The sequence below is a fragment of the Clostridioides sp. LIBA-6822 genome (genome assembly GCF_056688955.1).
Genome location: NZ_CP196995.1, coordinates 2,967,918 through 2,982,087, shown reverse-complemented (window position 1 = coordinate 2,982,087; position 14,170 = coordinate 2,967,918). Strand labels below are relative to the sequence as shown.

12 protein-coding genes and 1 other annotated feature are annotated in these 14,170 nt (G+C 29.2%); of the genes, 8 read left to right on the top strand and 4 right to left on the bottom strand.

Annotated features, from left to right (window positions below):
• Positions 1-129 precede the first annotated feature (129 nt).
• The 4 genes from nadD to leuS all read left to right on the top strand — a co-directional run bounded on the left by nadD (position 130) and on the right by leuS (position 4,629).
• Entirely contained in the window at positions 130-819 is a 690-nt protein-coding gene (nadD, locus tag ACTG48_RS14510; protein ID WP_479917219.1) for a nicotinate-nucleotide adenylyltransferase, read from the top strand.
• Positions 820-1,392 carry a bis(5'-nucleosyl)-tetraphosphatase (symmetrical) YqeK gene (gene yqeK, locus ACTG48_RS14505; protein WP_021385417.1) on the top strand — a complete coding sequence of 191 codons (573 nt, stop codon included), beginning with the start codon at positions 820-822 and terminating at the stop codon, positions 1,390-1,392.
• A 115-nt stretch (positions 1,393-1,507) separates the two neighbouring features.
• Complete coding sequence (gene rsfS, locus ACTG48_RS14500; protein WP_021385550.1) at positions 1,508-1,858, top strand: ribosome silencing factor; 351 nt, start codon at positions 1,508-1,510, stop codon at positions 1,856-1,858.
• Between the two features lie 52 nt (positions 1,859-1,910).
• Positions 1,911-2,101, top strand: a binding site (T-box leader).
• 107 nt (positions 2,102-2,208) lie between these two features.
• Complete coding sequence (gene leuS, locus ACTG48_RS14495; protein ID WP_479917218.1) at positions 2,209-4,629, top strand: leucine--tRNA ligase; 2,421 nt, start codon at positions 2,209-2,211, stop codon at positions 4,627-4,629.
• An 87-nt stretch (positions 4,630-4,716) separates the two neighbouring features.
• Here the strand turns inward: leuS and ACTG48_RS14490 are convergent, their stop codons facing one another.
• The gene (locus tag ACTG48_RS14490; RefSeq protein ID WP_021385532.1) at positions 4,717-5,712 is read right to left on the bottom strand and encodes an asparaginase; all 996 of its coding nucleotides are present in this window, start codon (positions 5,710-5,712) and stop codon (positions 4,717-4,719) included.
• Positions 5,713-5,832: 120 nt separating this feature from the next.
• Positions 5,833-7,461 (bottom strand): aspartate 4-decarboxylase, encoded by a 1,629-nt coding sequence (aspD, locus tag ACTG48_RS14485; protein WP_021385413.1) that lies wholly within the window; start codon positions 7,459-7,461, stop codon positions 5,833-5,835.
• A gap of 658 nt (positions 7,462-8,119) precedes the next feature.
• Between aspD and ilvA the strand changes: the two genes are divergently transcribed.
• The 4 genes from ilvA (at position 8,120) to ACTG48_RS14465 (ending at position 11,503) form a co-directional block, all read left to right on the top strand.
• A complete protein-coding gene (ilvA, locus tag ACTG48_RS14480) occupies positions 8,120-9,337 on the top strand; it encodes a threonine ammonia-lyase (protein ID WP_021385388.1) in 1,218 nt (405 codons plus the stop codon).
• Positions 9,338-9,431: 94 nt separating this feature from the next.
• Positions 9,432-9,812, top strand: coding sequence for a RidA family protein (locus ACTG48_RS14475; protein WP_003416451.1), 381 nt, complete (start codon positions 9,432-9,434; stop codon positions 9,810-9,812).
• 211 nt (positions 9,813-10,023) lie between these two features.
• On the top strand, positions 10,024-10,737 hold the full coding sequence (locus ACTG48_RS14470) for a helix-turn-helix domain-containing protein (RefSeq protein ID WP_479917217.1): 714 nt from the start codon (positions 10,024-10,026) through the stop codon (positions 10,735-10,737).
• 46 nt (positions 10,738-10,783) lie between these two features.
• Entirely contained in the window at positions 10,784-11,503 is a 720-nt protein-coding gene (locus ACTG48_RS14465) for a transglutaminase-like domain-containing protein (protein WP_479917216.1), read from the top strand.
• 137 nt (positions 11,504-11,640) lie between these two features.
• On the opposite strand, the gene ACTG48_RS14460 is transcribed toward ACTG48_RS14465, so the two are convergent.
• Together ACTG48_RS14460 and ACTG48_RS14455 are read right to left on the bottom strand one after the other, a co-directional pair.
• A complete protein-coding gene (locus tag ACTG48_RS14460) occupies positions 11,641-13,041 on the bottom strand; it encodes an MDR family MFS transporter (protein ID WP_479917215.1) in 1,401 nt (466 codons plus the stop codon).
• 3 nt (positions 13,042-13,044) lie between these two features.
• Positions 13,045-13,935 carry a TetR/AcrR family transcriptional regulator gene (locus ACTG48_RS14455; protein WP_021385533.1) on the bottom strand — a complete coding sequence of 297 codons (891 nt, stop codon included), beginning with the start codon at positions 13,933-13,935 and terminating at the stop codon, positions 13,045-13,047.
• Positions 13,936-14,170 lie beyond the last annotated feature (235 nt).

Below are 14,170 nucleotides of genomic sequence, written 5' to 3'. Positions count from 1 at the left end.
TAAATAATTATTTTTTAAAGCATTTTTTAGCATATAAATATAATTATATACCAAAAAAAATAAATTATAAGCTTTAAGAAATAAAAAATAATGGTACAATAGTATTATAACATTAAAAGGAGACAAAATATGAAAAGCGAAAATCTAGTTAAGAAGGCGGAATTGAAAAATACTGAAAAACTAGAGAAATTTAATCGCCATAAAGGCAAAATCAAAATAGGTATATTGGGAGGTACTTTTGACCCTATACACTATGCTCATTTAGCAACAGCAGAGTTTATTAGAGACAAGTATGACATTGACAAAATTATCTTTATACCATCAGGAAATCCACCACATAAACTATGTATCACTACAGACAAGTATGATAGATATAATATGACACTTCTAGCAACTGAAAGCAACGAAGATTTTTTAGTTTCAAAAATAGAAATCGAAAGAAAAAAAAGGACTTATACAATAGACACATTAAAATACTTGAAGAAAAAATACAAAGATGCAGATATTTATTTTATAACAGGGGCAGATGCTATTTGTAGTGTTGAAGAGTGGAAAGATGTAAAGAAAAACTTTGAGTTAGCTACCTTTATAGCTGCGACAAGACCAGGAATTAGTTTGTTAAGGTCACAAGAGACTATAGAAAAGTTAACTAAAAAGTATGATGCTGACATTATAACAGTTTATGTTCCATCACTGGATATATCGTCCACATATATAAGGGAACAGCTAAATGAAGGCAAGTCAATACGTTACTTAGTACCCGAAAATGTAGAAAATTATTTATATGAAAATAAACTATATCAATATGGAGATGATTAAATGAACTTAGAGAATATTAACCAGAGACTAAATCAAATGCTACCAGTGGGGAGGCTTAGCCACTCAAAAAATGTTGCAAAATGTGCTGAAAAATTATGTGAGATTTATGGGTGTGACAAAGAAAAAGCTTGTTTAGCAGGAATGATTCATGATTGTGCAAAGTATTTAAGCGATAAAGAAATAGAAGATTATGTAAATAAGTATGAAATATACTTAGACCCAATAGAGGATGGAAATCGCTCTCTATCTCATAGTGTAATTGGGTCATACATATGTAAGTATGAGTTTGGAATAGAAGATGAAGATGTTATAAATGCAATCAAATATCATACAACAGGAAGAGAAGATATGTCTCTTTTAGAAAAAATAATTTACATAGCAGATTTAATTGAAGAAGGAAGAAAATTCCCAGTTGTAGATACATTAAGAGATTTAGCATATGGGGGAAAGCTTGATGAAGCACTTTTGACTTCTTTTAATAATACTTTAATGTTTGTTATCAATAAAGAAGAAGAGATACATCCAAGAACAGTTATGGCAAGAAACTATCTAATTAAAGAAAAGTTATTATAAAAAACCTGCATAAAGGTAAATATATTAATAAATTTAAAGTTGACTATGTTACAAAATCGTATTAATATGTTACAATAACTAAGTGTACTTTAATTAGGAAAGTGAGGAATTTTATATGACAGTGGAACAAATGACAAAAATAGCATATGATGCCATAGAAGATAAACTGGGTCAAGATACAGTTATAATAAATATAGGAAAGGTTTCTAGTTTGTGTGATTACTTTATTATCACTACAGCATCTTCTCAGAGACAGGTAAAAGCTATTGCTGATAATGTAGAAGATGAATTATCAAAACTAGGACTAGAACCAAGAGGAAAAGAAGGACAAAGCACTCAAACTTGGGTACTTCTTGATTATGGAGATGTAATGGTTCATGTATTTAATGAGGAAAACAGAGGATTTTATAATTTAGAAAAATTATGGAAAGATGCACCTTATATAGATATTGACACATTAGCATAAACATGATAATATATGTTATTATAATTAGAAAATTTCAAAAATTATATTAAATTGAATAGACTAGAGCAGTAAAAGACTATATTTTTTCAGAGAGTTAGTGGCAGGTGAGAACTAATATTATATAACTTTGAACTTACTAGATTGAAATCTATTTTCCGTAGCTGGATTAAAAGCTATCTAAGAGGGTCTATATAATGTAGGCTAATTAGGGTGGTACCGCGAAGATTTATCCTCGTCCCTAAACGTAAGTTTAGTGACGAGGATTTTTTATTTTCAAGGAATTATTTGGAAATTATAAGTAAATAATATTAAATAAGGTAGTTGAACACAACTAAAATAGGAGGCAAAATATGAGCGTATATAATTTTAAAGAAGTAGAATCGAAATGGCAAAAAATTTGGAAAGACAATAATCAATACAAGATGGATACAGCACAAACTGAAAAACCTAATTATTACACATTAGAAATGTTCCCTTATCCATCTGGAAAGATACACATGGGTCATGTTAGAAACTATTCTATAGGTGATGTTGTCGCAAGATTCAAAAAAATGGAAGGGTATAATGTACTTCATCCAATGGGATGGGATTCTTTTGGTTTACCAGCTGAAAATGCTGCTATAAAGCATGGGATACATCCACACAAATGGACAATGGAAAATATAGAAGAAATGAAAGAACAATTAAATTTATTAGGCCTTAGCTATGATTGGGATAAAGAAGTAGCAACTTCAACTCCAGAATACTATAGATTTACTCAAGAGATATTTTTGAAATTTTTAGAACATAGACTTGCATATAAGAAAAAATCTTATGTTAACTGGTGTCCTTCTTGTGAGACTGTTCTTGCAAATGAGCAAGTTGTTCAAGGAGCATGTGAGAGATGTAAAGCAACAGTATTAAAGAAAGATTTAGAGCAATGGTATTTTAAGACTACTGAATTTGCAGAAGAATTACTTAATGATTTAGATACATTAGATGGATGGCCAGAAAAGGTTAAAATAATGCAAAAAAATTGGATAGGTAAGAGTACAGGAGCAGACTTAGTTTTTGATATAGATGGAACTGATAAGTCTATGACAGTATTTACAACTAGACCAGATACAACTTATGGAGTTACTTATATGGTACTTGCTCCAGAACATGAGTTAGTTAAAGAATTGGTTGCTGGTACTGAATATGAAGCAGAGGTTGAAGCTTTTGTTCAAAAAATGCATACAATGACAGAAATAGAAAGAACAGCGGCTGATGTAGAAAAAGAAGGAATGTTTATAGGTAGATACGTTATAAATCCTTTAAATGGTAAGAAGGTTCCTCTATGGATAGCTAATTATGTGTTAGTTGAATATGGAACTGGAGCTATAATGGCAGTTCCTGCACATGATGAAAGAGATAGAGAATTTGCTGAGAAATATAATTTAGATATAATAGATGTAATAACAGAAGATAACAAAATGATAAACTCAGAAGAGTTTAATGGATTAGATGCTTCAGAAGGATTTGAAGGAATAATAGATAAATTAGAAAAAGAAGGTAGAGGAAAGAGAACTATTAACTATAGATTAAGAGACTGGTTAGTTTCAAGACAAAGATATTGGGGTTGTCCTATACCTGTAGTTTATTGTGATGAATGTGGAATAGTTCCAGTTAAGAAAGAAGATTTACCAGTTCTTTTACCAACTGACGTTGAGTTTACTGGAAAAGGGGAATCTCCACTTACTACTTCAAAGCAATTTATGTCAACAACTTGTCCTCACTGTGGAAAACCAGCTAGAAGAGAAGTTGACACTATGGATACATTTGTAGATTCTTCTTGGTATTTCTTGAGATATGTGGATAGCAATAATGAAAATGAGCCATTTAGTAAAGAGTTAGTTAATAGATGGCATCCAGTAGACCAATATATAGGCGGAGTAGAACATGCTATAATGCACTTACTTTATGCAAGATGGTTTGTAAAAGCATTTAAGAGTATGGGTATGGTAGATTTTGATGAGCCATTTAAAAACTTACTTACTCAAGGAATGGTTCTTATGGATGGTTCTAAAATGAGTAAATCTAAAGGTAATACAGTATCACCTATGGATATAATTGATGAGTATGGAGCAGATACTGCAAGACTTTTCGTATTATTTGCAGCACCACCAGAAAGAGATTTAGACTGGTCAGAGCAAGGTGTTGATGGATGCTTTAGATTCTTAAATAGAGTTTATAGATTGGTTGATGAGTTAGCAGATGTAGTTAAAAAGGACGTAGAGTTTGGAGAATTAAATTCTCAAGATAAAAATATGAGATATACTATACATTCTACACTTAAAAAAGTTACAGCTGATTTAAGTGAAAAATTTGGATTTAATACTGCTATATCAGCTCTTATGGAATTAATAAATGATATGTATAAATATAAAGAGTTAGATAATATAAATGAAGCAGTTATAAAAGAAGGTGTACAAACTATAGTAACTATAATTGCACCATTTGCACCTCATTTAGGTGAAGAATTATGGACTATGATAGGTAAAGATGGAAGCGTATTTGATATAGATTGGCCTAAGTATGATGAAAAAGCTTTAGTAAAAGATGAAATAGAAGTTGTTGTACAAGTTAATGGAAAAGTTAGAGGAAAATTAACTGTTAACTCAAATATATCTAAAGAAGACATGGAAAAGGTAGCTTTAGAAGATGAAAAAATAAAAGGATTAGTTGAAGGCAAAACTATAGTTAAAGTTGTTGCTGTACCTAAGAAGTTAGTTAATGTAGTTGTGAAATAAATCAAAACTATAAGATAAAATAATACCCCTATTACAAATTAATTAAAAATTTGTAATAGGGGTTTATTATTTTAAGATTTATTATAATTAACAGTAGATTCCTTTTTCAAAGAAATCCTTGATTTCATCAAGATTATCAGTTTTTCCAAGTGCCAAGATAAGTTTTATTCTAGCTTTTTGACCTGGAAGGTCTCCACCAAATATACATCCAAGATTTTTTAAATCTCTGCCAGAGCCATAATAACCATAGCTATCAAACACTCTACCTGAGTGGCATCTAGAAACTATAACAACAGGAAGTCCTTTTTCTCTAGCATATTCAACTCCAGAAAGCATCTGAGGAGGAATATTACCTCTACCCATTGCCTCAATAACTATACCTTTATATCCACTATCAACAGCAAATCTTATAAAGTCTGCATTTTCTCCTACATATGCTTTAAATAAAGCAACTTTAGATTCTACTTTATCAGTATCTATAATTGTTCTATTTACGATATCTCTTGTAAGAACAAGTTCATTACAGTCAATTATTCCTAATGGGCCACTAGTTAAAGATTTAAATGTATTTAAAGAAAGAGTATTTGTTTTAGTAGCTTCAGAAGCCAATAATACTTCATTGTTTAAAACTACAAGAACACCTTTGCCCATAGCATCTTTAGATACAGCAGTACAAACTGATGCAGATAAATTACTTGAACCATCATATCCAAGCTCAGAGCTACTTCTCATAGCACCTGTGACTATTACAGGTTTGATATTATCAATTGTAAGGTCTAGAAAATAAGCTGTTTCTTCTAAACTATCTGTACCATGTGTTATTACAACTCCTGTAATATCTTTTCTAGCTAATAAATCATTTACATAATTTTTTAATTCCATCATTCTATAAGGCGTTATATGAGGTCCTGGAATTTCATCAAAGTTAAAGACCTCAACATCTGCAACTTTATCAATGTTGGTAACCATTGATAATATTTGTTCCCCTGATAAGGTTGGTATAGCAGCTCCCACTTTATCATCTACTGTCATAGATATAGTTCCACCAGTAAAAACTATGGCAACTTTTTTCTTAATACTCATACTATTCTCTGCCTTTCATAAATAAAATTTATAATTCCGATAGGATTATATCAAAAAAAGTAGCTAAGGTCTACATAAATTCTTTTATTCATATAATTTAGATATTTCAGTGTAATAGAACTATTTAATAGTTTTTTGCCATTCAGTAACGTAGCTATTTAGTATTTCTCTTATGGCTTTTCCTATCTTAGTGTAAGCTTCATCATATAAATTTGCTAGAGATATTCTAATTGACCATTCAGGGCCATAGAATCCATTTCCACTAAGTAAGACTACAGAATAGTCATTAGCTAATTTATAAAGAACATCTACTGGAGTGGAATTTTTATTTATAAATTTAAATAAGTCTTCTCCATAGTTTAATTTAGCCCATTCTTCAATATCAAACTGAGTATAATATGCAGCATTATTTTTACTTTCGTTAATTGGAAGCTCTAAAGCTTCAAACAGTAGCTTCTGACGTCTATGACAAATACTCATATTAAGTTTTTTGTAGGCATCAACTTTGTCAATTAAGGCAAAGGCAGAGAAAAATGCCATTTGTACTTGCTGAGGAGTAGAAAGACCCGCAGTATGATTAAGAGCAACAAGTCTACTATCAGCAACAACTCTTTCCATAAATGAAAGACTAGAAGGATTAAGACTCATATCACTGTAACGCTTATCTACTGATTTTTTTAGTTCTCCAGTTAAATCATTTATCTTCTTATCAAAAACATTCTTCTTATGAAGTGCAAATGTACCAAGTCTCCATCCTGTAACTCCAAAATATTTTGAATAAGAATAAACTCCAACAGTGTTGTAAGGAAGTTTTGACATTAATGATGAAAAGTCTTCTACAAAAGTTCCATACACATCATCTGATATTATCATTAAATCTTTGTTATAATTCTCAATCACATCTATTAGGTTATTACAAGATGTGTCATCCATAGCTATAGATGCAGGATTATTTGGATTGACAACAAATAAAGCTTTAATAGACTTGTCACGAAGTTTTTCTAATTCTTTTTTTGTGTATTGCCATGTATGAGCACCTTTTTCATCAACTTCATTAGCATTTATATTTACAACTTTAAAATCGTAACGAGGAAGATTAGGTATTTCAAGATAAGGTGTAAATATTGGAGTCATTAAAGCTATAGTATCACCTTTTTTTAGGAGTTCATTAGCCATTAATGAATCAAAAATATAACACATGGCAGCTGTAGCACCTTCAACAGCAAAAATCTCTACATCACCATATTTACCTGATATATCGTATTTCATTTCTTGAACTAAGTAATCATGCACTATTTTTTCCATATGAGGTAACATTCTATCTGGAAGTGGATAGTTATCACCAATGATTCCATCGGCTAATTCATGAACAAATTCATCTCCATCAAATCCAAGTTCATTTATACCAAAGTTTATAATATCTCTAGCTAAATATGCTCCAGGCATATCTATATTTTCATTTATAAATTTAAAAAATCTTTCTTTTATACCTTTCTTTTGAGGCATTCCAGCCAAGTGACCTAAATCCCAATTAGAACGAGTTTCAGTAATAGCAAAATGACCAAAAGTAAAAAAAGCTTCTCTGGCAGTTGAGCAAGTCCAGTTTGGATTACCACGACCTGCATCAAGTAATTCCCTGTTATTTTCCTTTGCAGTGTATTTTGCAATATCTATTAATTTGTCCTTAAATTCAAAAGGGCTTATTTTTCCATATATGTTTTTGATTTCTTTATAAGTATTATTTTTCATGTTAAATTCCTCCTTATGTAATAAGTTTCACATTTTTATAATAAAATAAACAAGTTACCAAAATGATTATACTTTAATTATAATAGGTTTATAGAAAAAGTAAAGTATAAAATTAAAATGATTATTCTATTTAACCTTATTAAATGTATATTAAAATAAAAAATACCTTTTAATAAAAAATGATTACTATATAAAATAAAACTTCAATTTGATTGGCATTTTAGTTTTTTTATTATATTTTATTATTAATGTATAGTTTTCTAATTTTGAATAAAAATAAAGTAAAACTTTCTTTTACATTGAAGTTGTTTAGTAATATATATTTATTATTATTTTGTTGACTTTAATAAGGTTAAAAAAAGCTAAAAAAAGAGCCTATAAGTAAATAAAATAATATAAAATATAAATTTTAATAAAAATAATAAAGAATACATTGTTATTTTGATAAAATTGTAAAATATATTTTTAAATTATCATTTAATGTAATTTAAACGAATTGAAGATATGTGTTTATTGTATTCAATTGTTGTATTTTTAGTTTTTTTGTGATTAATTAAAAAATTATAAAAATCGTTTACATGTTGATTTTTAAAAAAAAAAGATATAGAATTATATATAAAGTAATAAACAAAAATTGGATTTACGGGAGTGGAATAAAATGATAAATGTTACCTTAACAGATGTAAAAGAAGCTAGAGAGACCATTAAAGACATAGTTAAAAAAACTGATTTACTTGAAAGCGTTAAACTTAGCGAAAAAACAGGTGCAAAGGTGTTCTATAAATGTGAAAACCTTCAAAAAACAGGTTCTTTTAAATTAAGAGGAGCTTGTAACAAAATAGCAAGTTTAACAGATGAAGAAAAAGCAAGTGGAGTTATAGCTTCAAGTGCAGGAAATCATGCTCAAGGTGTTGCATTAGGGGCGAAAATGACTGGTATAAAATCTACAATAGTAATGCCAGCAACTGCACCTTTAGCAAAAGTTAGTGCAACTAAAGGGTATGGAGCAGAAGTAGTTTTAAATGGTGCGGTTTATGATGATGCATATGCAAAAGCTGTTGAAATACAAAAAGAAACAGGAGCAACTTTCTTACATCCATTCAATGATAAATATGTTATAGCAGGACAAGGAACTATATCTCTTGAAATTTTCGAACAATTAGACAATAAAGTTGATACTATATTATGCCCAGTTGGTGGTGGAGGAATCATCTCTGGTATTGCTGTTGCAGCAAAAGCATTAAATCCTAATGTTAAAATAGTTGGTGTTCAAACTGCAAATATACCTTCAATGAAAGAATCAGTTAAAAATGGAAAAGTAACAACAGCATTTAATGATACTACAATAGCTGATGGTATAGCTGTTAAAACTCCAGGAGATTTAACTTTTGAAATAATACATGAATTAGTTGATGAAATAGTTGTTGTTGAAGAAACAGAAATTGCAGAATCAATATTATTTATGATGGAAAGTCAAAAGATAGTTTCAGAAGGTGCCGGAGCTGTATGTACAGCTGCTATATTAAGTGGTAAGTATGTGCCAGCAAAAGATGAAAATGTAGTTTGTATAATATCTGGTGGTAATATAGACATAAATACATTATATAGAATAATAGGTGTTGCTTTAGCTAAAGAAGGAAGAAGATATTCATTTAGTACAATTATGGAAGACAAGCCAGGAAACTTTGCTGAATTAACTAGAATAATAAGTGAGAATGGTGGAAACATTTTAAGTGCTAATCAAGGTAAATTATCAGCAGGGGAAGCTCTAGGAAAACAAAGTGCGGAATTTATATTAGAGACAATAGATTATGACCATATAGCTAAAATAAAGAAAGCTATAGAAGAAAAAGGTTTTAAAATTATAGAATTATAATAAAAAGTGTATATAATATACAAAAAAAATAGTATAATAGTGTATAAAGATACATTTTATGTGTATTAGATTAACGAATTAGGAGGATTTTAAAATGAAACATGAAGTAATACATACTAATGATGCACCAGCAGCTTTAGGACCATACTCTCAAGCTATAAAAGCTGGAAACTTATTATTTGTATCTGGACAAGTTCCTCTTGTACCAGAGACTATGGAAGTAGTTGAAGGAGATGTACAAGCTCAAACTGCTCAATCTTTAAAAAATCTTAAAGCTATATTAGCTGAAAGTGGAGCTGATTTTTCAAATGTAGTAAAAACTACAGTATTTATAAAAGATATGAATGAATTTGGAGCTATAAACGAAGTTTATGCTGAATATTTTGGAGAAAATAAACCAGCAAGAGCTTGTGTAGAAGTTGCTAGATTACCAAAAGACGTTAAAGTTGAAATAGAAGTAATAGCTGTATTATAAGAATATATAATTTGGAACATGTAGCTATTAGATTAGGCATGAATTCTTGGGTATTTTTATCCTAAGGATTCATGCCTTTTTGCAGGTCTTTTATCAAATGTATTCACAAATATAGGACAATCTATTAAAATAAAGAGTGATATTTTTAGAAGAATGGAGTGATACAATGAACATTATAAATAAAATTTTCTGGCAAGAAGATAGAATTAGTATGATTACAAATCATTTAGAGGCAGATAAACATAGCCATTGGATGTTACAATTATTTATAGGAATAGAAGACAGCATTGAAATAATAGTTAATGAAAAATTAGTTAAATGTAATTGTATCGTAGTAGATAAAAATATCTCTCACTCATTTTCAGCAAGAAAAAAAGTTTATTATTCTGCTCTTATTGAACCTACATCTATATTTGCAGAACAGCTTACCTCAAAAATGAATGATTTTGGATATTGGATATGTGAAAAAGATGGATTAGATGAATTACGCCAACAAGGAACTTTTTTGATATCTCAATCCAGTGAAGAACAATATTTAAAGTTTATGAAAATGCTTAACAGCTATTTGAGTTTCCCTGCAACTATTAAATACTATGATGATAGAATTACCGAGTTGCTTCATTTATTACATACTTGTAATTGTTATAATCATACGATATCAAATTTTGCAGATAAAGTGGGACTATCAGCAAGTAGATTATCACACCTTTTTAAAGAGCAAATTGGGATACCTTTAAAAAGCTATATTTTACTTCATCAAATGGAGTGTGCTTTTAGAGAATTGCTTTCTGGGAAAAGTGTTACTGAAGCTTCTATGATTGCTGGATTCGATACTCCATCACACTTTGCAGGAACAGTTAAGCGTATGATGGGAATGCCCGTTTCTTTATCTTTAAAAGATAGCGAGTTTTTGAAAGTATATTAAATATTCTCGTTATATAATGAAGTTGTACTAAGAAAGGGGATTTGTTATGAATAAAGAATATTTAGAAGAAACAAAGATGCTAAACTATAATGACCCACAACTTAAGTTTTTGGTATCACTTAAAAAGTGGTTAGATTTAGATGATTTTCATAAAATAAAATCTATTTATGAGTTTGTCCAAAATGATATTTTATTTGGCTATAATGCTTCTGATATGTTGAAGGCAACACAGGTACTAAATGAAGGTATGGGACAATGTAATACAAAAGCTACTCTTTTAATGGCATTATTACGTTCAGTGAATATACCTTGTAGGCTTCATGCTTTTAATGTAACAAAAGACTTTCAACGAGGTGCTACATCTAAATTGATTTCACTATTAGCACCAAAATATATTCTTCATACTTGGGTAGAGGTATTTTATCAAGATAAATGGATTGCTTTAGAGGGAGTAATAACTGATAAAAAATATTTAGAAGCAATTCAGAAGAAATTTATTAATCAGAATGGAATATTCAAAAAGTATGCAATAGCCACAAATGATTTGAAAAACACATCTATTGATTGGGATGGTAAAGATACTTTTATTCAAAAAGAAGCTATAGCATATGATTATGGTGTTTTTTCTTCACCAGATGTATTTTTCTCTACTCATTCACAACATCTATCAAAATTAAAAAACTTCATATATGTGCATCTTATTAGAAAAATAATGACAAAAAATGTATGTAAGATTAGAAACAATTATTTTGGTAAAAATAACTGAGTGTTTGATGTATAGGGACTATATAGGAAAATATAGCATAATTAAAAATGTGATGATTAAAATAGGTAAAAAGGAGTTGTCATAGAGCAAACTTAAATTGTTCATATGACAACTCCTTTTTTATTAATTTCTTTTTGTTAACCTCTAATAATTTGACGTTCTTTTATAAAACATATAGAAATAACTAAACCAATAAATGCAAGAGTTGCAGCTGTTGAAAATGCAACATCCATTCCATGTATGTTAGACAGAATAGCTGAATTCATATGAGCTTTTTTAGTGGCAGATGTCATTATAGTAATAAGTACAGCAGAACCTATAGCACCAGATATTTGTCTAAGAGTACTATTTATTGCTGTAGCATGAGAAATAAGCTCTCTATCTAGGGATTTAAGTCCCCATGTAGTTAATGGCATTAGAACTAGTGAAATACCAATCATACGTATACAATACATCAATGATACATGAATTAAAGATGTATCTTTACCTAAAAAAGCGAAAGACAAAGTTCCTAAAAATAAACAGCCAGTTCCCAATATTGATAAAGCTTGAGGTCCGTATTTATCTAAATGACGACCTGCAACTGGATTTAATACAACCATCAGTATAGCACCTGGCATCATTAAAGAACCTGAAACTAATGCAGAAAAACCTCTTACAGATTGGATATATAGAGGAATCATTAATGTAGCAGACATCATTGAAGCGTATACAATCATAATCAATATTGTAGAAATTAAAAATGGTTTGTTTTTAAAAACTCTCAATTCCAAAAATGGTTCTTTAGATTTTAATTGGCGTAATGTAAATAAGATTAATGATATAAATCCTATAATTATTGGTAAATATGTGGCAATATTAGTCCATCCATAATTACCTTGATTAGTAAATCCAATCAACAAACCACCAAACCCTAGAGAAGATAGTATTATTGAAGGTATATCTAATTTTAATTTTTGAGCTTCTCCAACATTTTTTAATAGAATAAATGAAAGTATAACGTCTAATATAGCAATAGGTGAGAGAAGTAAAAATAAACTATGCCAACCAAATGAATCTACCAACCATCCAGATAAAGTTGGTCCTATAGCTGGAGCAAATCCTACTGTAATACCGACTAAACCCATAGCTGCACCACGTTTTTCTACAGGACATAAATAAAGTATAATAACTTGTAATAGTGGCATTAAAGAACCAGAACCTACTGCTTGTAATACACGAGCAACTAACATAGTTGAAAAATTATTAGAAAAAAGTGCAATGACACATCCTAGAGAAAATATAGTCATTGATGTAATAAACAATTTTCTAGTACTAAACCTATTTATTAAGTAAGCTGTTGTGGGTACAATAATACCTGCAATAAGTAGATAAATTGTTGTTAGCCACTGACCAACATCAGCAGTAATTTTAAAATCTGACATTATATTAGGTAATGCAGTTGATAATAATGTTTGGCTAAGGGAGCTTATAAAAGCACCAGTCATTACGATTGCTATTATTAAATTTCCTTTTTTGTTATTACTTTGGGTTTCCATGATTTATAACGTCTCCTTTTTTAATTGATTTTTAATACTGTTCAATAAAAGTACCTTTGGTCTCAAAATGTCTTCTTTTTCTAAATATGTAATCATTGCATCCATAATTAAAGAATCATATTGTTGATTTTTTTCCTCGATATATAATTTTTGTGTTGCTTCTAGTAACTTGGGGTTTTCAAGGAGTGAAGTATCCGTTTTTATTAGTTCCTCTATATCTTGTATCGTTTTAAAAAATAGCGATTTATTATGAATGGAAAAGTAGGCTTCATCTTCTTGTTCATATAAAAACATTGATTTTTCAATTAAAGGATTTAGATTATTAATATTTTCTACTACTAAATCTAGAATTTGTATAGTGAATTCAGCAATAAAGTATACATTCACTTCTCTCTTTTGTATGTGAATAATATACGTAAACTGATGAATTAGTGCATCTAATAAGAAAACTAAATCGAATATATTGTTTTCTATTTTATCCCCATAGTTATCGAATAAACTGAGTTTGTATTCATTCAATAAGTTAGCTCGAGATTTTTTTTGTAATTTACTTGTAGTATTACGTTGAGCTTCAGAAAAATTTTCTCTTATATAGGTATTTATAGTAGTTCTAGAAAAAATATTTTCCCATACAGCGATTATCTTTCTTCTTAACTTCTCAGATGATGGAATATCATTGTTTTCATTGATGGAATGTATAATTTCTAAGAATTTTTCATCATAATAATTGATTATTTCACAGATAAAAATTTCTTTAGTTTCAAAATGTTTATAAAAAGTAGCTTTAGACATTTTACATTCTTTGACAATATCCAGTATCGAAGTATTTTGAAAACCTTTTTGGTCAAAAATTCTTTGTGCAATAGTTATAATAAGTCTTTGCTTATCCGTCACTTTACTATCTCCTTTCATATAAAAACATAAAGTACTAAAGAGTACTTATGAGTTTCTATAGATATATTATACACTATTTGGAAAAAAAATCAATATATGTACCATTAACCTGAGAATTTTGAGAAATTTGTTGTTGTTTTTAGTCATATAGAGAAGAAATTAAGAACTTCGTAAGAATACTTTAACTATATTGCAATAAATTAGTGGTATGATTATACTAAGAAAGAAAATGTCT

Coding starts and splice junctions, on each gene's coding strand:
- nadD (WP_479917219.1), top strand. CDS start 130: ATGAAAAGCGAAAATCTAGTTAAGAAGGCGGAATTGAAAAATACTGAA.
- yqeK (WP_021385417.1), top strand. CDS start 820: ATGAACTTAGAGAATATTAACCAGAGACTAAATCAAATGCTACCAGTG.
- rsfS (WP_021385550.1), top strand. CDS start 1,508: ATGACAGTGGAACAAATGACAAAAATAGCATATGATGCCATAGAAGAT.
- leuS (WP_479917218.1), top strand. CDS start 2,209: ATGAGCGTATATAATTTTAAAGAAGTAGAATCGAAATGGCAAAAAATT.
- ACTG48_RS14490 (WP_021385532.1), bottom strand. CDS start 5,712: ATGAGTATTAAGAAAAAAGTTGCCATAGTTTTTACTGGTGGAACTATA.
- aspD (WP_021385413.1), bottom strand. CDS start 7,461: ATGAAAAATAATACTTATAAAGAAATCAAAAACATATATGGAAAAATA.
- ilvA (WP_021385388.1), top strand. CDS start 8,120: ATGATAAATGTTACCTTAACAGATGTAAAAGAAGCTAGAGAGACCATT.
- ACTG48_RS14475 (WP_003416451.1), top strand. CDS start 9,432: ATGAAACATGAAGTAATACATACTAATGATGCACCAGCAGCTTTAGGA.
- ACTG48_RS14470 (WP_479917217.1), top strand. CDS start 10,024: ATGATTACAAATCATTTAGAGGCAGATAAACATAGCCATTGGATGTTA.
- ACTG48_RS14465 (WP_479917216.1), top strand. CDS start 10,784: ATGAATAAAGAATATTTAGAAGAAACAAAGATGCTAAACTATAATGAC.
- ACTG48_RS14460 (WP_479917215.1), bottom strand. CDS start 13,041: ATGGAAACCCAAAGTAATAACAAAAAAGGAAATTTAATAATAGCAATC.